Origin of the sequence: Sphingomonas sp. 10B4 (assembly GCF_035019905.1) — a bacterium.
Classification (GTDB): domain Bacteria; phylum Pseudomonadota; class Alphaproteobacteria; order Sphingomonadales; family Sphingomonadaceae; genus Sphingomonas; species Sphingomonas glacialis.
Map to the genome: position 1 here is coordinate 19,195 of NZ_JASJVC010000035.1, position 18,868 is coordinate 38,062.

General features: G+C 68.3%; 20 protein-coding genes and 1 pseudogene. 10 read left to right on the forward strand and 11 right to left on the reverse strand.

Going from position 1 to position 18,868, the window contains the following annotated elements; translation table 11 throughout:
• Positions 1 to 32: 32 nt before the first annotated feature.
• Genes QN347_RS11835 through QN347_RS11845 form a run of 3 tightly spaced genes read left to right on the forward strand, consistent with a single transcriptional unit; the run spans position 33 to position 1,335 of the window.
• Positions 33 to 281, forward strand: coding sequence for a hypothetical protein (locus QN347_RS11835; RefSeq protein WP_133191801.1), 249 nt, complete (start codon positions 33 to 35; stop codon positions 279 to 281).
• On the forward strand, positions 278 to 559 hold the full coding sequence (locus tag QN347_RS11840) for a type II toxin-antitoxin system RelE/ParE family toxin (protein ID WP_322161100.1): 282 nt from the start codon (positions 278 to 280) through the stop codon (positions 557 to 559). Before QN347_RS11835 ends, QN347_RS11840 begins: the two co-directional genes overlap by 4 nt.
• On the forward strand, positions 556 to 1,335 hold the full coding sequence (locus QN347_RS11845) for an enoyl-CoA hydratase-related protein (RefSeq protein WP_322161098.1): 780 nt from the start codon (positions 556 to 558) through the stop codon (positions 1,333 to 1,335). The genes QN347_RS11840 and QN347_RS11845 overlap by 4 nt, the downstream gene beginning before the upstream one ends.
• A 45-nt stretch (positions 1,336 to 1,380) precedes the next feature.
• Here QN347_RS11845 and QN347_RS11850 read toward each other — a convergent pair whose 3' ends face one another.
• Complete coding sequence (locus QN347_RS11850) at positions 1,381 to 1,512, reverse strand: hypothetical protein (RefSeq protein ID WP_323494034.1); 132 nt, start codon at positions 1,510 to 1,512, stop codon at positions 1,381 to 1,383.
• Between the two features lie 39 nt (positions 1,513 to 1,551).
• Here QN347_RS11850 and QN347_RS11855 point away from each other — a divergent pair, with 39 nt between their 5' ends.
• Positions 1,552 to 1,689: a hypothetical protein gene (locus QN347_RS11855; protein WP_323494035.1), complete on the forward strand. Its 138-nt coding sequence runs from the start codon at positions 1,552 to 1,554 to the stop codon at positions 1,687 to 1,689.
• Positions 1,690 to 1,716: 27 nt separating this feature from the next.
• On the opposite strand, the gene QN347_RS11860 is transcribed toward QN347_RS11855, so the two are convergent.
• Positions 1,717 to 2,595, reverse strand: coding sequence for a hypothetical protein (locus tag QN347_RS11860; protein ID WP_322161095.1), 879 nt, complete (start codon positions 2,593 to 2,595; stop codon positions 1,717 to 1,719).
• Between the two features lie 69 nt (positions 2,596 to 2,664).
• A complete protein-coding gene (locus QN347_RS11865; RefSeq protein ID WP_322161093.1) occupies positions 2,665 to 3,906 on the reverse strand; it encodes a S8 family serine peptidase in 1,242 nt (413 codons plus the stop codon).
• 87 nt (positions 3,907 to 3,993) lie between these two features.
• On the opposite strand from QN347_RS11865, the gene QN347_RS11870 reads away from it, so the two are divergent.
• The 3 genes from QN347_RS11870 (at position 3,994) to QN347_RS11880 (ending at position 6,507) form a co-directional block, all read left to right on the forward strand.
• Positions 3,994 to 4,479 carry a sigma-70 family RNA polymerase sigma factor gene (locus QN347_RS11870; protein ID WP_322161091.1) on the forward strand — a complete coding sequence of 162 codons (486 nt, stop codon included), beginning with the start codon at positions 3,994 to 3,996 and terminating at the stop codon, positions 4,477 to 4,479.
• Entirely contained in the window at positions 4,476 to 5,150 is a 675-nt protein-coding gene (locus tag QN347_RS11875) for an anti-sigma factor family protein (protein ID WP_322161089.1), read from the forward strand. Before QN347_RS11870 ends, QN347_RS11875 begins: the two co-directional genes overlap by 4 nt.
• 142 nt (positions 5,151 to 5,292) lie before the next feature.
• A complete protein-coding gene (locus QN347_RS11880) occupies positions 5,293 to 6,507 on the forward strand; it encodes an outer membrane beta-barrel protein (RefSeq protein WP_322161088.1) in 1,215 nt (404 codons plus the stop codon).
• Between the two features lie 46 nt (positions 6,508 to 6,553).
• Here the strand turns inward: QN347_RS11880 and QN347_RS11885 are convergent, their stop codons facing one another.
• The 6 genes from QN347_RS11885 to QN347_RS11910 all read right to left on the reverse strand — a co-directional run bounded on the left by QN347_RS11885 (position 6,554) and on the right by QN347_RS11910 (position 14,710).
• Positions 6,554 to 7,231 (reverse strand): response regulator, encoded by a 678-nt coding sequence (locus tag QN347_RS11885; protein ID WP_322161086.1) that lies wholly within the window; start codon positions 7,229 to 7,231, stop codon positions 6,554 to 6,556.
• A gap of 37 nt (positions 7,232 to 7,268) precedes the next feature.
• The gene (locus tag QN347_RS11890) at positions 7,269 to 9,908 is read right to left on the reverse strand and encodes a sensor histidine kinase KdpD (RefSeq protein WP_322161084.1); all 2,640 of its coding nucleotides are present in this window, start codon (positions 9,906 to 9,908) and stop codon (positions 7,269 to 7,271) included.
• 133 nt (positions 9,909 to 10,041) lie between these two features.
• Positions 10,042 to 10,641 carry a potassium-transporting ATPase subunit KdpC gene (gene kdpC, locus QN347_RS11895; protein ID WP_322161082.1) on the reverse strand — a complete coding sequence of 200 codons (600 nt, stop codon included), beginning with the start codon at positions 10,639 to 10,641 and terminating at the stop codon, positions 10,042 to 10,044.
• A 10-nt stretch (positions 10,642 to 10,651) separates the two neighbouring features.
• Positions 10,652 to 12,679 carry a potassium-transporting ATPase subunit KdpB gene (gene kdpB, locus QN347_RS11900; RefSeq protein WP_322161081.1) on the reverse strand — a complete coding sequence of 676 codons (2,028 nt, stop codon included), beginning with the start codon at positions 12,677 to 12,679 and terminating at the stop codon, positions 10,652 to 10,654.
• Positions 12,680 to 12,693: 14 nt separating this feature from the next.
• Positions 12,694 to 14,385 carry a potassium-transporting ATPase subunit KdpA gene (gene kdpA / locus QN347_RS11905; protein WP_322161080.1) on the reverse strand — a complete coding sequence of 564 codons (1,692 nt, stop codon included), beginning with the start codon at positions 14,383 to 14,385 and terminating at the stop codon, positions 12,694 to 12,696.
• A gap of 13 nt (positions 14,386 to 14,398) precedes the next feature.
• Positions 14,399 to 14,710 (reverse strand): potassium-transporting ATPase subunit F, encoded by a 312-nt coding sequence (locus QN347_RS11910; protein WP_323494036.1) that lies wholly within the window; start codon positions 14,708 to 14,710, stop codon positions 14,399 to 14,401.
• Here QN347_RS11910 and QN347_RS11915 point away from each other — a divergent pair.
• The 3 genes from QN347_RS11915 (at position 14,709) to QN347_RS11925 (ending at position 16,529) form a co-directional block, all read left to right on the forward strand.
• Positions 14,709 to 14,912, forward strand: a complete 204-nt coding sequence (locus QN347_RS11915; protein WP_323494037.1) for a hypothetical protein — start codon at positions 14,709 to 14,711, stop codon at positions 14,910 to 14,912. The genes QN347_RS11910 and QN347_RS11915 overlap by 2 nt on opposite strands.
• 73 nt (positions 14,913 to 14,985) lie before the next feature.
• A complete protein-coding gene (locus QN347_RS11920; protein ID WP_322161077.1) occupies positions 14,986 to 15,387 on the forward strand; it encodes a hypothetical protein in 402 nt (133 codons plus the stop codon).
• Complete coding sequence (locus QN347_RS11925) at positions 15,384 to 16,529, forward strand: glutathionylspermidine synthase family protein (RefSeq protein WP_322161075.1); 1,146 nt, start codon at positions 15,384 to 15,386, stop codon at positions 16,527 to 16,529. Before QN347_RS11920 ends, QN347_RS11925 begins: the two co-directional genes overlap by 4 nt.
• 241 nt (positions 16,530 to 16,770) lie before the next feature.
• On the opposite strand, the gene QN347_RS11930 is transcribed toward QN347_RS11925, so the two are convergent.
• Positions 16,771 to 17,991 carry an alginate export family protein gene (locus QN347_RS11930; RefSeq protein WP_416194470.1) on the reverse strand — a complete coding sequence of 407 codons (1,221 nt, stop codon included), beginning with the start codon at positions 17,989 to 17,991 and terminating at the stop codon, positions 16,771 to 16,773.
• Positions 17,991 to 18,215: pseudogene (locus QN347_RS11935) on the reverse strand (MFS transporter); the annotation flags it as partial. The gene QN347_RS11930 and the pseudogene QN347_RS11935, both read right to left, overlap by 1 nt.
• Positions 18,216 to 18,868 lie beyond the last annotated feature (653 nt).

Sequence of the window (18,868 nt, forward strand, 5' to 3'; positions counted from 1 at the left end):
CGTGGCGCTGGGTTTCGGCGTATGTTCGGACTGTGAACGACCCTAATCCCAAGCTTCAGCCGGTCGATGATGCCATCGGTCCGCTCGACGAGCATGGCCAGCAGATCTGGTCGCCCGAGGCTCAGGCAATGGTCGCCCGCGTGCACGCTGATCCAGACTATTGGGCAGGGATCGAAGACGCGGAGGCCGACATCGCCGCCGGGCGCGTCTACACCACCGATGAAGTCTGGGAGCATCTGGCAGAGACCAAGCGGCGTTGGCGGGCCGAACGCGGCCTGTGAAGGTACGGTGGTCGGCGCGTGCCACTGCCGATGTGCAGCGGCTCTGGCTCTTTGCCGCTGACCGCGACATTGGCCTGGCCGAGCGACTGGAAGATGAGCTTCGCCAACGCGCGGAGCTGCTGGCGGCTTTTCCGAATATGGGGCGTCGTATCAGCGACAACGGGCACCGTGAGATATCGCTGGTGAACCTGCAATGCATCCTCAGATATCGTCTTGCGGATGACGTGATTCTTATCATCTGCGTCCACCACGCCCGCGAAAACAGGGAAACACCATGACCACGATGATCCAGTCCGAACGGCGCGGCGACGTGCTTGTCCTCACGCTCGACCGGCCCGAGCGGCTGAACGCTGCGCCGCCCGCGATGTTCGTCGAATTGCGCGCGGCGCTGGCGTCGCTCGACGGCGCGCGGGCGGTGCTCATCGCCGGGGCGGGGCGCGCTTTCTGCTCGGGGGCCGATGTCGGCGGCGGGGCGCTCGGTAGTGAGGATCCGGGGAACGCGACGTTCGCGGCGCTGACCGAAAGCTACAATCCGACGATGGCGGCGATCGCCGATCTGGCGGTGCCTGTCGTCAGCGCGGTGCGCGGGCCGGCGGCGGGGATCGGCTGCAGCCTCGCACTCGCGGCCGATTTCTGCGTGGCGAGCGAGACGGCGTATTTCCTCCAGGCGTTCGTCAATATCGGGCTGGTGCCCGATGGCGGCGCGAGCTGGATGCTGCCGCGCCTGATCGGCAAGGCGCGCGCGAGCGAGATGATGCTGCTCGGCGAGAAGGTGCCCGCGGCCAAGGCGCTCGACTGGGGGATGATCCACAGCGTCGTCGCCGACGACGCGCTCGATGCGAGGGCGTTCGCGCTGGCCGAGCGGCTGGCGGCGGGGCCGACGGTCGCGATCGGGCTGATGCGCCGCCAGATCCGCAGCGCGTATGAAGGCGATTATGCCGCGGCGATGCTGCAGGAGGCGGAGAACCAGCGCACCGCGCGGGGATCGGCCGATTCGATGGAGGGCGGGATCGCCTTCCTGCAGAAGCGCAAAGCCGCCTTCAAGGGCGCCTGAGGCGCGGCAATAAGCGTAGCGTGACGCCATAGAGCGCGTGGTGGGTCAGGACCCGCCTCGCACCGCGGGCTTGCCCGGCCACCGCTGCCGCGACGTCGGCAGCGGGGGCTGGACGGTCGGATCGGGGGCAGGCGCCTGTGCGGTCACAGGCGCGGCGATCGACAGCAGCGACGTCATACGCGAGCAGATCGCCGGATCGTGTGATCCTCGCGCGGGATGATGATCCCGACGCCCGAGGCCGAAGCGCTCGGCCTGATCGCCAATGGCGAGCCGATCGCGTCCTGCGGATGGTCGCGGGACGCGGTACGGAAAAGGCGCGCCCGGCGGGTGAAAGCCGGACGCGCCCCGCCGTGATCGATGCCGTGATCGATGCCGCACGCCTTACTGCGCGGCGTTCTTGACCTCGCCCTTGCCCATCGCCGAGACAAGCACGTCGCCCGACCCCGAGAAATTGGCCGCAGGAAGCGTGGCGACGCGATTGCCGACGCGGACCAGCACATCGCTCAGTGCCCCGTTCGCGCCTGCGCGGACCGACTGAACCGTGCCAATCGCGCGCCCCGCGGTGTCGCGGATCGCCATACCGGGCGCGACCGGGAAGGCCCCGGCGCTCGCCGCACCCGATCCTGCCAGCGCGAGGCTGCCGCTCGCACTGGCGGCATTGCCCATCGTCGACGCCGCGCCCGAGGCCATGCCGTTGGCCGAAGCCCCGACCGCAGTGACCGCGCCGGTCGCGCGCGAGGTTGCGGTGCCCGCAGCGCTCCGGCCGCGATCGGCGATGTTGCGCGTCGCGCCGACCGCACGATCCGCGCCCGAGCGGACCGCGCCGGTCGCCTGGCCCGCGGTGCTGCGGACCGCGTCGGTGCCGACCAGTTGCGCGTCGATGCTGCCGCCGAGCGAAGCACTCCCGCTCCCGCTACCGGTGAACGAGCGGTCGCCGATGCGGTTGGTCGAATCGAGCGCGGAGGCGCTGCTCGTGGTGTTCGAGGCGTTCACCGTGCCCTTGCGCGTATCGACCGTCTTGCTCGTGCGCGTCGAATGCGTGCTGCGCGTGACGCTGTCGCTGCTGAGCGGTCCGCGCTCGAGCGTGCTGCCGAGCATGCCGTTGGTCGAGCCGCTCAGCCCGCCCAATCCGCCCCCCAGCGAACCACCGAGCGCGCCACCGAGGCCGCCGCCGCCACCGCCGCCGAGAAGCTGCGCCGAAGCGGGCGACGCCGCGATGACGAGGGCAAGCGTTGCGGTACCAAACAGGGTCTTGATCATGATGAGTCTCCGTTGCTGCTGCAGGGAGAACGGGGCCCGCTTGCGATTTAATCCCGCGCTGCGCGAAAATTATTTCGCGGGCTGCGTGCGACACGTGCCGCAGACCAGCCCGCGGCCATATTTGGCATCGGGCCCGCGCGCGCCGAGATCGACTGCACCGGCATCGACCTGCGCGAGCGCGGCGGGCATCGCGGTTGGATCGAGCGCCGGGTACACGCGCGCGATCGTCGCGGCGACCAGCGGCGCGGCGAACGAGGTGCCGCGGACCGTCATGCTGCGTCCGCCGGTCGCGGCGGCGCGCAAATCGGCGCCGGGCGCGGCATAGTCGAGATGCCGCGCACGCCCCGCCTCGATCAGCACGCGGTTGCGCGCGTCGACGCCAGTCACCGCGATCACGCCTGGATAGGACGCCGGGTAGCTCGGCGGTGCGGCCGGGCCGTCATTGCCGACCGCGGCGACGATCATCAGCCCGCGCGCTTGCGCCGCCGCGACGACGCGGCCGAGCAACGGGTTGGCCGGGCCGACCAGGCTGATCGTCACGACGGCGACGCGCTGCGCGACCATCCAGCCGAGCGCCTTGGCGATCGCGGTCGCATTGCCGCCGGCGGGATCGGCGCCATAGACGTCGGCCGAGGCGATCCGCGCGCCGGGCAAGGCACCGCGCACGCTGCCCGATCCGGCGATCCCCGATCCGGCGATCAACGATGCGACCGCGGTGGCATGGTCGTTCGCGCGCGGGGCGCCCGCCGCAAAGCCGCTCGACAGCGCCGCCCCCGCGACGCCACCGTCGATCACCCCGACCAGCGGCCCCGCACCGCGCGCGGCCGCCGCGGCAGCGACAGGCGCGACGCCGCTCGCGAAATGGAGCTGGTCCGCGCTGACCTCGGCATCGCCGAGCTGGCGCAGATCGCCGATCGCCGCTTTCAGCGAGCGGTTGGCCGGGACAGCCAGGCGTGCGAAGCCGACGCCGAGAATGTCGCCGCGTTCGAGCAGCCGATAGCCCTTGGCTTGCGCGGCGGCGAGCCAGGCGTCGCTCGGCGCATCGACGACGATCTCGCCAGCGCGTGCCGCGAACCCGTCGGGATCGCGCGCGATCTCGCGCGGATGCTGGCGCACCAGCCGGTCGATCGTCGCGCGGCGGACGTCCTCGAGTCGGTCGATCGCGGTGCCGGGCAGCCGCAGCGCGCTGTCGGCGAGCCCGTCGATGCGCGGTAATGCGCCGATCACCGGCACTTGCGGCAGCAATTGCGCCCGCGCCGCGGCGAGGCCGAGCGGCAGGATCGCGGCGAGCAAGACGAGTCGTTTGGGCAAAGCGGGTCCCCGTATTGGCCTTTTGGCCTGTGCGTGGATTAAACGGGCGACGCCATCCGTTTCATCCGCTCGAGAAGGAAAACACCTTTGGCCGCGTTCGAGGATGATCTGCTGGGACTGCTGCCGCGCTTGCGGCGGTTCGCCCGCGCGCTCGCCCGCGACGCGGCGGATGCCGACGATCTGTGCCAGGTGACGGTCGAGAAGGCGTTGCTGGCGCGGGCGCAGTGGCAGGCGGGCACGAGGATGGATAGCTGGATGTACCGGATCATGCGCAATAGCTGGATCGACACGACGCGCGCGCGAAGCCGCGCGGCGCAGACCTTCGTCGCCGAAGCGGCTGGGCTCGGCGTCGGCAGCGACGGCGGGGGTGAGACGCGCGTCGCGCTCGGCGAAATCGACCGCGCGATGCAGGCTCTGCCCGACGAACAGCGCGAGGCGGTCGCGCTCGTGCTGGTCGAGGGGCTCGCATATAAGGAGGCGGCAGCCGTGCTCGACATTCCGATGGGAACGCTGACCTCGCGGCTGGTGCGCGGGCGCCAGGCGCTGATGGCGCAACTGGGAGAAGCGGCGTGACGGTCGATCCCGAACTGCTGATGGCCTATGCCGATGGCGAACTCGACCCGCTCAGCGCCAAGCGCGTCGAGCGCGCGATCGCGCAGGATCCGGCGCTTGCCGCGCAAGTCGAGCGCCACCGCGAACTCCGCGCGCGGATCGCGGGCCGCTTTGCGCCCATCGCCGCGGAAGAAGTGCCCGATCGGCTCGCGGCGCTGATCCGTGCGGCGCCGGTTGCGCTGCCGGTGCGGCGCCCGATCGCGACGCGCTGGCGCGAGGCGATCGCGCTGGCGGCGTGTCTGGTGATCGGCGTTTCGGTCGGGCTCGGCTGGGATCGCGGTCCGGTCACGACCCAGGGCGGTCGGCTGTATGCAGCGGGACCGCTCGCGACCGCCCTCGACACGCAATTGGCGTCGGCTGCGGGCGCGGTGCGCGTTCCGGTCAGCTTCAAGGATCAGGCAGGCCGCTATTGCCGCGTCTTCAGCGCGACCGCGATCGACGGCATCGCCTGCCATGACGCGACAGGCTGGGCGCTGCGCCAGACGCGCAGCGGCGCGACCGGTGCGACGACCGAGTACCGCCAGGCCGGATCGAGCGACGCGGCGTTGATGGCGGATGCGCAAGCGCTGATGGCAGGCGATCCGCTCGACGCGACCGCCGAGCGCAGCGCGCGGGCCGGGGGGTGGCGGTGATGCGTCAGGCGCTGGTGAGTGCGCTCACGCGGTAGCGCGACGGTATACGCGTTCTTTATGGAAAGCGGCTGACTTCCCTCGGGAATCTTTACGGCGGGATCGATACCGCGCTGGGCATCGACCCCGGCAAAGGATTCTCCACGTGCGTTTTTGTATACTAGCGACGCGGGCCCGCGGCGCGCTCACCCCGCGCCGTCTCGCGCTGGTCGGCGGTGGCGCGCTGCTTTTCGCGTCGTCTGCCGCCTTCGCCGATCCGGCGGCGTCGCCCGGCTTCTCCGGGCCGCTCGCCCCCAATCCGCATCCGATCGCGGTGAATGCTGGACCCTTTGGCGACGTGACGGTCACCGGCCAGGTCAGCGGTCTCGCGATCGCGCAGAGCCATGTGACGAATGCGGCCGGCACCGTGACGTCGGATACGGCGGCCGACATTTCGAACGCGCAGGTCGAGATCCAGACCACCACCGGTCCGCTCCAGCTCTATGTACAGGCCGGCGCCTATTCACTGCCCGCGCTCGGCACGTCGTACCTTCGGTCGGGCAAGGCGCAGGACCTGCTCTTCGGTCCCGTTCCCGTGGCCTATGCCAAGGCCGTGCTCAGCAAGGATCTGTCGATCACCGCGGGCTTGCTGCCGACCATGATCGGTGCGGAATCGACCTTCACCTTCCAGAACATGAACGTCGAGCGCGGCCTTCTCTGGAACCAGGAACCCTCGATCAGCCGCGGTGCGCAGGTCAATTACGCGCATGGCAAGCTGAGCGCGGCGGTCTCGCTCAACGACGGTTACTATTCGGGCAAGTTCAACTGGGTCTCGGGAACTGTGGCCTATGCGTTCGACGGCTCGAACACGCTTACGCTGATCGGCGCGGGCAGCGTTTCGCGGTCGCGGCACGCGTCTTATGCAACGCCGCTGGCGCAAAACAACGGCAGCATTTTCAATATCATCTACACCTATAGCAAGGGGCCGCTCACCCTTACCCCCTATCTCCAATACAACCGGGTCGAGCGCGACGACGCTTTGGGTCTCAACCGCTCGGCAGCGACGTTCGGGGGCGCCCTGCTCGCCAAATATACGCTTCCCAAGGGCTTCTCGCTGGCCGCGCGCGGCGAATATCTGAAGTCTTCGGGAAAGGAGTGCGGGCTGGCGAGTGCCTGTGTGCCGACCAACCTGCTTTACGGGCCGCACAGCGATGCCTGGTCGGCAACCTTCACGCCGACCTATCAGAAGGGGATCTTCTTCGCGCGGGGCGAAGTTTCCTATACCCGGATCGGCAAGCTTGAACCCGGCCTGGGCTTCGGGGCCGATGCCAATCGGCGCGATCAAATTCGCGGCTTGCTCGAAACCGGCTTCCTGTTCTGATGCTCGGGCGCGGGGCGGCCAGCTCCAGGCTGCCGCCCCGCGCACTTTACGCGATCAAGCGATAGCCGATCCCCGGCTCGTTCAGGAGGAAGCTGGGTGCTGCCGGATCGGCCTCGAGTTTTAGCCTGAGCGCGCGGATCGCGACCCTGAGATAGGCGACATCCTCGACATGCCCGTCGCCCCACACGCGACGCAGCAGATGCGTGTGCGTCAGCAGCTTGCCGGCATGGCGCGCGAGTTCGGCAAGCAGCGCAAACTCCTTGCGCGTCAGTTTGACCTGCGCGCCGTCGCGCCAGACCTGGTGCGCGGCAAGGTCGATCTCGACTGGCCCCGCACGGAGACGGTTCTGACCGACCGAGGACACAGTGTGCCGGCGCAGCGCGACGCGCACGCGGGCGAGCAGTTCGTCGGTGTCGAACGGCTTTACGACATAGTCGTCGGCACCCAGATCGAGTGCCGCGACCTTCTCGGTGATCGCGTCGCGCGCGGTGAGGACGATGACGGTACGCTCGAGCGCCTTGAGATGGGGAATGAGTTCGATTCCGTCGCGATCGGGAAGCCCCAGATCGAGCAGGACGAGCTCGCAGCCGGGGCGCCGCGCACAGGTCAGCGCCTCGGCGGCGTTGGCGGCCTCGTCCGCGCTCAGCCCGCCGCGCTCGATAGCGCCGCGCACCAGTCGGCGGATCGCCGCTTCGTCGTCGACGATCAAAATCTGGCCGGTCATGGGAGCCGCACCGCGATCACCTGTCGTCTCATGGGCCTCATTCCGATGTCGTGCGCCGGATCAGGGCATTCGGCCAGGTGACGACGAACGCCGAACCCTCGTCGTCGCGGTTGGCGGCGCTGACGCGCAATCCCATCGCTTGCGCAAAGCCCTGGACGATCGCGAGGCCGAGCCCGGTGCCGCCGGTCCGATCATTGCCGTCGACGCGGGTGAAGCGGTCGAACAGATGCGCTTCGCTGCCGACCGGCAGGCCGGGCCCCTGATCGAGCACGCCGAGCGTCAGCCCGTCCGGCGTGCGGCGGCCCTCGATCACGATGTCGGTATCGGCGGGGGCGAACTTGGCGGCGTTGCCGAGCAGGTTGATCAGCACGTGATGCAGCATCCGCGGGTCGGCCTCGACCAAGGGCAGCGTCGGCGGCACGTCGAGCACCAGCCGGTGCCGTGCGAGTTCGGCGCGCAAATCGCGCGCGGCGGCAGCGACGGCATCGGTCAGGTCGGTCGCCTCGCGCTTGACGACGAGCGCGCCCGCCTCGATCCGCGTCATCTCGACCAGATCGTCGAACACGCGCCGCAGCCGCCGCGCTTCGCTCTTGAGCGTCGCGGTGGCGGGGGAGGTGCCGTGCGCGACCGCGAGTTCGTCGGCGGCGGCGACGACTGCGGTGAGCGGCGTCTTGAGATCATGCCCGATCGAGGACAGCAGGGTCGCGCGCAGATCGTCGCGTTGCTTGAGCGCATTGACCTCGCGTGCCTGCGCCTCGAGCTGCAGCCGCTCATGCGCCAGCGCGGCCTGACCGACCAAGGTCGAGAACAGCACGCGCTTGTCCGCCGGGATCGGGTCGCCGCCTTCGCGTGCGACGCCGAGCACGCCGAGCACGCCCAAAGCGGTCTTGAGCGGATGGAACTGCCACTCGCTCGCGGTGAGCGTGCCGCTGTCGCGCCCGGTGACCTCGCCGCGGTCGAACGCCCATTCGGCGGCGGCGGTATCGATCGGGCTCAGCTCGACCATCGAGGGCGCGGCGGCGATCGCGACATGGCGGCCGTCGCGATTGGCGAGCAGGATCGTCGAGACGCCGAGCAACGCGGCGATCTCCTCGCACGTCGCCGTCGCGGTGCCGTTCTCGTCAGAGACGCCGGCAAGGCGCTGGCCGAACGCGGCGAGCGCGGCATTCTCGGTCGCGGTGCGCGCGCCGACATTGGCCTCGCGCCGCACCTGTCCCGCCAGCTGGCTCGCGACCACCGCGACGATCACGAACACGGTCAGCGTGACGACATTGTGCGGGTCGGTGATCGTCAGCGTGTAGAGCGGCGGCAGAAAGAAGAAATTGTACGCCAGCGCCGCGCCGACGCTCGCGATCAGCGACGAGCGCAGGCCGTAGAGCGTCGCGGTGGCGATCACCGGGAGCAGATAGAGCAAGTCGATCGCATCGGCCCCGACCACCGGCAGCAGCAACTGCGACAGCGCGGTACTCGCGGCGACGAAGGCGAGCCCGATCGCGCTGCCGCGCGCCAGGATCGGACGCGTCGTCGGCGTCTCGCGCCGCGTCTCGCTGGCCTCCGCGACGGGGACGACGTGGATCGCCACGCCGTCGAGCGCGCGCACCAGCCGGTCGACCACCGAGCCGTGGCGCAGCTCGAACCACCACGAGCGCCGCGACTTGCCGATCACCACTGCGGTCGCGCGTGCCTCGCGTATGTGCGCGCACAGCCCTTCGAGCACGTTGCCCGCCGGCACCGTCGCGATCGTCGCGCCGAGCCCGGTGGCGAGGTCGAGCGCAGCGGCCATCCGCGCGCGCGCAGGCGCCGAAAGCGTGGCGGAGCGCGGCGTCTCGACCACGACCGCGGTCCAGCTCGCGTGCAGCGCATCGGCGAGCCGCTTGGCCGAACGGATCAGCACGTCGCTGCCGGGCTGGTCGCCGACCGCCACGACAAGGCGCTCGCCACCCGCCCAGGTGCCGCTCTCGCCGAGACTCGCGACATGGTCGAGCAGATGTCGGTCGACGGTCTGCGCGGCGCGGCGCAGCGCGAGTTCGCGCAGGGCGGACAGGTTCGACTTGGAAAAGAAATGGCCGAGCGCGCGCGTCGCCTCGGCCGGGATATAGACCTTGCCCTCCTTCAGCCGCGTGATCAGCTCGTCGGGGGGGACGTCGACGACTTCGATCTCGGCATCGTCGAGCACCGCATCGGGCACCGTCTCGCGCACGCGGACGCGGGTGAAGCCGGCGACGACGTCGTTGAGGCTCTCGACATGCTGGATGTTGAGCGTGCTGAGCACGTCGATCCCGGCCTCGCGCAGCTCCTCGATATCCTGCCAGCGCTTGGGATGGCGGCTGCCGGGGGCATTGGTGTGCGCGAATTCGTCGATCAGCGCGACCGTGGGGTGCCGCGCGAGCATCGCGTCGAGATCGAACTCCTCGAGCGTGTGCGCGCCGTGCTCGATCTTCGCGCGCGGCAGGATCTCGAACGGGGCGGTGAGCCGGTCGGTGTCGGCGCGGCCGTGCGTCTCGATCACGCCGGCGACGACGTCGGTGCCGCTGCGCAGCAATTCGGCGCCCTCGCGCAGCATCTCGAAGGTCTTGCCGACGCCGGGTGCTGCGCCGAGGAAGATCTTCAGGCGGCCACGTCCCTCGCGGCGGGCGGCTTTGAGCAGCGCGTCGGGGGAGGGGCGGGTGTCGGTCATCGCGCGGCCCCTTCCGTCACCCCGGACGTGTTCCGGGGCCCACCGGCCCGCACACGCTGAAGCCGGTCAGCGCGCGGCGCGGTGGACCCCGGGACGCGCCCGGGGTGACGGTAGGAGGGGAGGCGCGTCAGGGTCATTGACCCGGCGTGGTAGCGGAAAGCGTAGCGAGCTGTCGATTGAGCAGCAGGACATTGACGTGGGGCTCGCCGATGATGCCGAGCACCGGCGTATCGGTCTGCGCTTCGATCAGCGACTTGACCTTGGCGAGCGCGAGGCCGCGTGCCTTGGCGACACGCGGGGCTTGCAGCATCGCCGCCTCGGGGCTCAGATCGGGATCGAGCCCCGACGCGCTCGTGGTGACCAGGTCGGCGGGGAGATCCCCGGTCATCCCTTCCGCGCGCGCGCTCGAAACGCGCTTGGCGATGGCATCGCGCAGGTCCTTCGAACCCGGCGCGAGGTTGGTCGCGGCCGACGAACTCGCATCATAGCCATCCTTGCCGGCGGCCGAGGGACGCGGATGGAAATAGGTCGGCCCCGTGAAATTCTGCGCGATGAGCGCGGAGCCGATCGGCTCGCCCTTGGCGTTGCTCAGCAAACTGCCATTGGCCTGCACCGGCAGCGCGACCTGCGCGACGCCGGTGATCGCGGCGGGGTAGAGCAGGCCGAGGACGAGCGTCATCAAGAGCAGCAGGACGGCGGCGGGGCGCAGCGCGCGAAGCGTTTCGGTCAACATCTGGGGATCCTCAAGCAAGGTGCAAAGCGGCGACGACGAGGTCGATCGCCTTGATGCCGATGAACGGCGCGATCAGCCCGCCGACGCCGTAAATGGCGAGGTTGCGCGCGAGCAGCGTGCCCGCCGGGGCCGGGCGATACTTCACGCCCTTGAGAGCCAGCGGCACCAAGGCCGGGATGATCAGCGCGTTAAAGATGATCGCCGACAGGATCGCGCTCTCGGGGCTAGCGAGCCGCATCACGTTCAGCCCGCCCAAGCCCGGATAGAGCGCGACGAAGATCGCCGGCAGGATCGCGAAATATTTGGCGACGTCGTTCGAGATCGAGAAGGTGGTCAGCGCGCCGCGCGTCATGAGGAGCTGCTTGCCGAGCCCGACGATCTCGATCAGCTTGGTCGGATCGCTGTCGAGATCGACCATGTTGCCCGCTTCGCGAGCGGCCTGCGTGCCGGTGTTCATCGCGACACCCACGTCCGACTGCGCGAGCGCCGGCGCGTCGTTGGTGCCGTCACCGCACATCGCGACGAGCTTGCCGCCCTCCTGTTCCTTGCGGATCAGCGCGAGCTTGTCCTCGGGCGTCGCCTCGGCGAGGAAATCGTCGACCCCGCTTTCGGCGGCGATGCTCGCGGCGGTGAGCGGGTTGTCGCCGGTGATCATCACCGTGCGGATCCCCATCCGGCGCAGCTCGCCGAAGCGCTCGCGGATGCCCGCCTTGACGATGTCCTTGAGCTGGACGACGCCGAGCAGGCGATTGCCATCGGCGACCGCAAGCGGGGTGGCGCCGCCGCGCGCGATCTCGTCGGCGATTTTCCGAAGCGCGTCGGCATTGGGCGCGTCGGGAAGCCGCTTGAGGATCGCGTCGACCGCACCCTTGACGAGCGAACGGTCGCCGATCTGGAGACCCGACACGCGCGTCTGCGAGGTGAATTTGATCTCCTCGGCACCCGCCGGCATCGCGACGGCGGCGCTGCCGTCCTGGTTGGCGAGCACGACGATCGAGCGACCCTCGGGCGTCTCGTCCGACAGGCTGGCAAGGCGCGCGGCGGCGGTAAGTTCTGCGACCGTGACGCCGGGGACGGGGAGGAAGGCCGTCGCCTGGCGATCGCCGATCGTGATCGTGCCGGTCTTGTCGAGCAGCAGCGTATCGATGTCGCCTGCGGCCTCGACCGCGCGGCCCGACTTGGCGAGCACGTTGAAGCGCACGAGCCGGTCCATCCCCGCAATGCCGATCGCCGAGAGCAAGGCCGAGATCGTCGTCGGGATCAGCGTAACGAACAGCGCGACGAGCACCGGAATGGCGAGCATCCCGCCGGCATAGGAGGCGAACGCTGGGAGCGTGCCGACCGCGATCAGGAAGATCAGCGTGAGCCCGGCGAGCAGGATCGTCAGCGCGATCTCGTTCGGCGTCTTCTGGCGCTGAGCACCCTCGACCAAGGCGATCATGCGATCGAGGAAGCCTTGGCCAGCGCCTGCGGTCACGCGAACCGTGATCGCATCGGCAATCACGCGTGTCCCCGCGGTGACGGCGGAGCGGTCACCGCCGCCTTCACGAATGACGGGCGCGCTCTCGCCGGTGATCGCGGCTTCGTTGACCGAGGCCACGCCGGCGATGACTTCGCCGTCGGCGGGGACGAGGTCGCCCGTTTCGACCAGCACTTCGTCGCCGACTTGCAGGCTGGTCGCATCGACCATCTCCCAGGCGCCCGCGACGCCGATCAGCTTCTTGGCGCGGAGTTCGGCCTTGGTGGCGCGCAGCGACGCGGCCTGCGCCTTGCCGCGGCCTTCGGCGAGCGCCTCGGCGACGTTGCCGAACAGCACCGTCAGCCACAGCCAGAAGACCAACTGGCCTTCGAACAGCGGGTGGCCAGTGCCGGTGACGAGCCCCTTAACGAGGAGGATCGTTGACAGGCTGGCGACGATTGCCGTCACGAACATCACCGGGGTCTTGATCAGCTTGCGCGGATCGAGCTTGAGGACGGCATCCCGGGCCGCTGCGGCGAGCAGCGGGCCGGTGAAGAGCGAAGCGTTCTGGTTTGCCATGGGGCTATGACCTTTTAGAGCAAGGTGCCGGCGGCGACTTGTGCCTGGTCCGCGATCGGACCGAGCGCGAGCGCGGGCAGGAAGGTGAGGCCACCGACGATCACGATGATCGCCGCGAGCAGGCCGATCCACAGCAGCCCGGTGGTCGGGAACGACCCCGCGCCCTCGGGCACGCGCCGCTTGGCGGCGAGGCCCCCGGCGATCGCGAGGACGGGCAGGATCACCCCGAAGCGGCCGACGAACATGTCGAGCGCGAGCAGCAGGTTGTAGAACGGCGTGTTGCCGCTGAGCCCGCCGAACGCCGAGCCGTTATTCGCCGCGCCCGAGGTGAAGGCGTAGAGGATCTCGCTGAACCCGTGCGCGCCCTTGGCGGCGGGCCCCGCAAGCCCCGCGCCGGTGATGCACGCCACCGCGGTCAGCCCGAGGATCGCGAGCGGCGGGACGGCGATGGCGATCACCGCCAGCTTCATCTCGCGCGATTCGATCTTCTTGCCGACATATTCGGGCGTGCGGCCGACCATGAGTCCGGCGATGAACACCGCGAGGATGCAGTAGATCAGCACCGCATAGAGCCCCGAGCCGACGCCACCGATGACGAGCTCGCCGAGCTGCATGTTGAACAGCGGCACCAGCCCGCCGATCGCAGTGAAGCTGTCGTGCATGCCGATCACGGCGCCGCACGAGCTGGCGGTGGTGACGACCGCGAACAGTGCGGTGGCCGCAATCCCGAAGCGGACTTCCTTGCCCTCCATATTGCCCCCGGCGACGCCGAGTGCGTGATGGATCGGGTTGCCCGCGGCCTCCGCGCCGTACGCGACTGCGACACCGGCGACGAACAGCAGCATCATGGCGGCGAGGATCGCCCAGCCCTGGCGGACATTGCCGACCGCCTTGCCGAAGGTGAGTGTCAGCCCCGCGCCGAGCACGAAGATCGACAGCATCTGGAGGAAGTTGCTGAGCGCAGTCGGGTTCTCGAACGGATGCGCCGAGTTGGCGTTGAAGAAGCCGCCGCCATTGGTGCCGAGCATCTTGATCGCGAGCTGCGAGGCGACGGGGCCGACCGCGATGGTCTGCTTGGCGCCTTCGAGCGTCGTCGCGACGACCGACGGGCCGAAGGTCTGCGGCACGCCCATCACGACGTAGATCAGCGCGAGGACGATCGAGATCGGCAGCAGCAGATAGAGCGTGGCGCGCGTCACATCGACCCAGAAATTGCCGATTCCGCTCGCCTGCTTGCGCGCGAACCCGCGGATGAAGGCGAAGGCGACGGCGATGCCGACCGCGGCCGACAGGAAGTTCTGCACCGTCAGGCCCGCCATCTGGCTGAGGTTCGACAGCGCGGATTCCCCGCCGTAATTCTGCCAGTTGGTATTGGTGACGAAGCTGACCGCAGTGTTGAACGCGAGCAACGTCTCCATGCCGGTGAAGCCTTGCGGGTTCATCGGCAGCACGCCCTGCAGCTTGAGGATCGCGAAGAGCAAGGCGATCCCGCCGAGGTTGAACATCATCAGCGAGGCGGCATAGCCGACCCAGCTCTGCTCGGCCTTGGGATCGATCCCGGCGAGCTTGTAGAAACCGCGTTCGACAAAGCCCAACGGCAGCGTCTCGCGCGCATACAGGGCGTGCAGCCAGGCGCCGGCCGGTTTGGCCAGCGCGACGATCAGCACAACGAAGAGGAGGATCATGCTCCAGCCGGCAAGCGTCATGGTGCCGCGCTCCTCAATACCGCTCGGGCTGTGCGAGCACAGCGAGCAGGTAGATAAGGACTAAGACGGCGACGATGCCGCCGAGGATAAGGTCGAAGGACATGGAGAGCCCGCCTGTTATGGTTTTCAGGCGGTCGCTGTGCGGCGGATCGGCGTTAGCGCGCGCGGTGGAAGACGATCGATTCGCATAAAGACATCGTAAAGTGGCGCGGCGCGCGTGCCGTGATGCGCGCGCGTCGGCGCGGGCGTGTTGCGGATTGACCGCGAACCGCGAATGCGCGCACGTATCGCCGGGGCGACGAACCCGTCGCTTGGAGGGGATCATGAAGACGCTGGCTTTGGTGGCGGTTGCCGCACTTGGGATAGGGATGCCTGCAGCGATCGGCGCCCGGCACACGCACCACCGGGTATCGCCCCCGGTGAAAGCGGTATCCGAAGGCGCCCGCGGCGGAATCTTCATCGGGGCGTTCGGCGGAACAACCAATCGCCCCGGGCACCACCGGATGTTCTGGGCGCCGCAACACTGACGCGTGCATACGCGCACCGGGTTCGACTGGCACGGGTTCAAATGGGACGGGTTCGAGTGGGACGGGGATCGAGATGAAGACCGAGTTGAGGATCACGACGGCGATCGCCGCGGCGTTGCTTGCGGGTGCGTGCAGCCAGCAGAACGACGACGATTGGGGCGAGACCGCGCAACGCAACACCGCGATCTGTACCGACCGCAACGGGCAGCGTGTCCCCGACGCGAACTGCCAGCAGCAGCGTGTCGCAGGCGGCGGGGCCGCAAACGCCTTCCTGTGGTACTATCTCGCGCGCAGCAGCGTGATCCCGTATTACGGTGATCGCGTCGGGGGCGGATCGTTTCAACGCAGCGCGAACACGCCCTATTTCCGTGCACCCGCGGCAGCGGCGATGACGCGCGCCGCGGCGATTTCGCGCGGCGGCTTCGGCGCGTCGGCCAGGGGCTTTGGTGGTGGCCATGGCGGCGCGGGCCAATGATCCGGCGCGACATCGCCGCGCGGCCAGACTGGCGCGCAAAGGTCGAGGCGGACGGGCTGATCTGGCACACCGCGGCCGGCGATCCATACTGGTTCGAAAGCGCCTATTACGCCTTCACCGGCGCGCAGATCGCCGAGCTCGAGGCTAGCACTGCCGAGCTCTACCGCTTGCTGCTGCTCGCCGGCCAGGCGATCGTCGACGACCAGGCGTTGCTCGACCGCTTCGGCATCCCGCGCGCCTTCCACCAGCCGATCCGCGATGCGTGGAATGCCGAACCCCCGGCGCTCAACTATGGCCGTTTCGACCTTGGCTATGACGGCAAGAGCCCGCCCAAGCTGTTCGAGTTCAACTGCGACACGCCGACGTCACTGCTCGAGGCGGCGGTCGTGCAATGGAGCTGGAAGGAAGAATGCTTCCCGCAGCTCGACCAGTTCACCAGCCTGCATGACATGCTTGTCGCGAAATGGGCCGACATCGCGCCGCTGCTGCCGCCGGGCGTGCTGTTCGCCCATGTCGCCGACAGCGCCGGCGAGGATACGATCACGACGTCGTATCTGCGCGATACCGCCGAGGCCGCCGGGATCGAGACCGGCGCGATCGTGATCGACGACCTCGGCTGGGATAGCGACCGCGCCTGCTTCGTCGATCTGGACGACCAGCCGATCGCCGCGCTGTTCAAGCTGTATCCGTGGGAATGGCTGGTGAACGAAGCGTTCGCGCCGCATCTGGTCAAAAGCCTTGCCGACGGGGTGATCTGGATCGAGCCGATCTGGAAGATGCTCTGGTCGAACAAGGCGATTCTCACGGTGCTGTGGGACCTGTTCCCCGATCACCCGAACCTGCTCGCGGCGACGATGACGGCGCCCGGCGGCGATGCCGTCGCCAAACCGCTGCTCGCGCGCGAAGGGGCGAACGTGTCGATCCGCAGAGCCGGCATGGTCGTCGCGCAAAGCGACGGCGATTATGGCGACGAAGAATACGTCTATCAGGCGCTTTACCCCTTGCCCGAGACGGCGCCCGGGGTGTTTCCGGTGATCGGCAGTTGGGTTGTCGACGGCACGCCGGCGGGCATCGGGATTCGCGAGGATGGCTTGATCACGGGCAACACGGCGCGCTTCGTGCCACACGTGATCGAAGGCTGACAGCCCGGCCGGCGCCGCCGCGCATGGCGCCGACATAGCCGACGCCTTGCAAATCATGCCGCGGCACCGGGATGACGAACGAGTCCGAGCCGGTCGCGAGGATCAGCGTGTCATCGCGCTCGACCCGGCCCGAGCGTGGGGTTGTCGTTTCGATGGGGCGCCGCACCGAAGATCGTGATGCGATAGCGCGCGGCGGCCCGCCCTTCGGTTATCGATCACGATCAAATGCGCGGTCGTCGTCTCAATATACCCAGTTGAGCGAAAGCCAGAATTTCTTGGTGTCGGTCGCGAAGCGGTCGGCGCGGTAATCGGCATATTTGACGAGCGCGGTGTACCGGCCCTGCTTGACGCTGACCTGCGCATCGACCTCGTTGCCGTAATGCTGGCCGAGCCGATCGCTGTCGAAGCGGTGATAGGCCGCGCTCAGCGCGATCGCGTCGAGCCCGGCGACTTTCTTCCAGCCATAGCTGACCGACCCATAGGCATCGCGCAGGCCGTTGGGCGGCGTGACGAGGAACTTGTCGGCCCAGCCGTTGAATTTGTGGAGCGCGGCGAGCGGCGTCTGGAAGCTGGTGACCGCCACGCCCTGGTCCGCGCCGAGCACTTCATAGCCCCCCGTCAGCGTCAGCGCGGTGACCGCGACGCCGAGCTCGCCGGCATAATAGTCGGCGTGATAGCGGTTGGGATTGCGGTGATAGTCGCGCTGCGAGGCGAAGCTCGCCAGGTAGGTGAGCGTCACCGTCTTGCTCAGCGGATAGGCGCCGGCAAAGCGTCCGCCATAGGTCTGGCTCGATTCGACGAACACCGGCGCCTGGTCCTGATCGACCAGATAGGCAAAGCCGGTCAGCGTGCCGAAGCGGGTCTTGTAGCCGAGATTGGCGAAGACGTTGTCGCCGCCGATATGCCCCAGCCGCGTCGGCCCGAAGCGGTTGCCGCCGTCGATCCCGTAGATCGTGTTGACGGTGTTGGCATAGGTCAGATCGGCCTTGAGGTTCTTGATGCCCGACCATTCGACGCGAACCGCATCGTAGGTCTGCTCGTTCTGGCGCCACGCCGCCGCGCCGACGAAGCGCTGGTCGTCGAGATTGATCACTTGCCGCCCGACGGTGACGACCGTGTGCTGCAGCCCGCGATATTGCAGCTGGAGCCGGTTGAGTTCGATCGTCTGCGGGTCGCTGACCTGGGGAAAGGCGGTCTTGCCGTTGAGCCCGCTATTGTAGCTCGGGTCGATCGCCAGATTGGCTTCGGATTCGGCGAGGAAACTGAAGTCGCTGAGCTTCGCCTCGAAGCCGCTGCGCAGCCGGAGCGTGACGGCATTGGCATCCTTGGTCAGCGGTGCTTGTTCGACATGTTCGTAGCGCAGCTGCGCGTCGATCAGGGGCGTGAAGACGAGGGGGTCTGCAAGAGCTGGGGTCGCCACCAGCCCTCCCAGCGAAAGAAGGGATACCGAGATCGCGCGCATCAAATTCGTGCTCCGTTGGCGGCCGTCCACGTGCCGCGCCAGTGGGTCTTGACGGCAAGGATGCCGACCAAGGCCGGGACCGCTAGCGCGGCAAAGATCAGGAAGCCAGGCGAGGCGCGGCCGGTCCATCGCTTGGAGAAGCCGCCGATCCCGCCGCCGAAGCCGACAAGGCCGGTCATCACGCCGATCTCGCTGCGGAATCGCCGCGGTCCGAGCCTCGCAATCCCCCATGCCGATGCGGCGCCAAGCTAGACGGTTTCGACGACAGGCAACCTGCCGAACGCGTAGCGCTGAGCCGTCACAAGCTGAAAAGGGCGAAGAGAATGTGGCATGGCTGCCACGCTATACGGCGCTGGTGACCCCTACGAGAGGGGGCTTCGGGGTGCAGAAATGGCGGAAATCCGACATTTCTTAAGTCCGCCGGGGTGGTCTCTGTACCCATTCGCTGTACACATCAGCACGACTGGCCGTGCCGATTTCCACTGTGGCTATTGGACGCGGCAAATCAACGCGTCAACCGCGGCCGAGCGCGCGCCTGCGCCGTCGCTCGGATGCCTACCGTCTCCCTCGCGGCAGAACTGCTCTTGGTCTTGATGGCAATGATCACAATGTTGTCGACCGTCGACGAGTCAATCGACAGCGACATTGTCGCCGACCTTATGGCGGACGACATCAGTGCAGATCTCTGTCGTACGCCCAATGATCTCGTGACACGGCACCATCGATGTATCGCACTGAACCGTCCCGGGTTTCTCGGAGGCTTCTACTTGTGAGAAGGAGCTACCATGAGCAAGACGACGAACAAGTTTTCACCTGAAGTCCGTGAGCGCGCGGTTCGGATGGTTGACGAGCATCGTGCCGATTACGGTTCGGAATG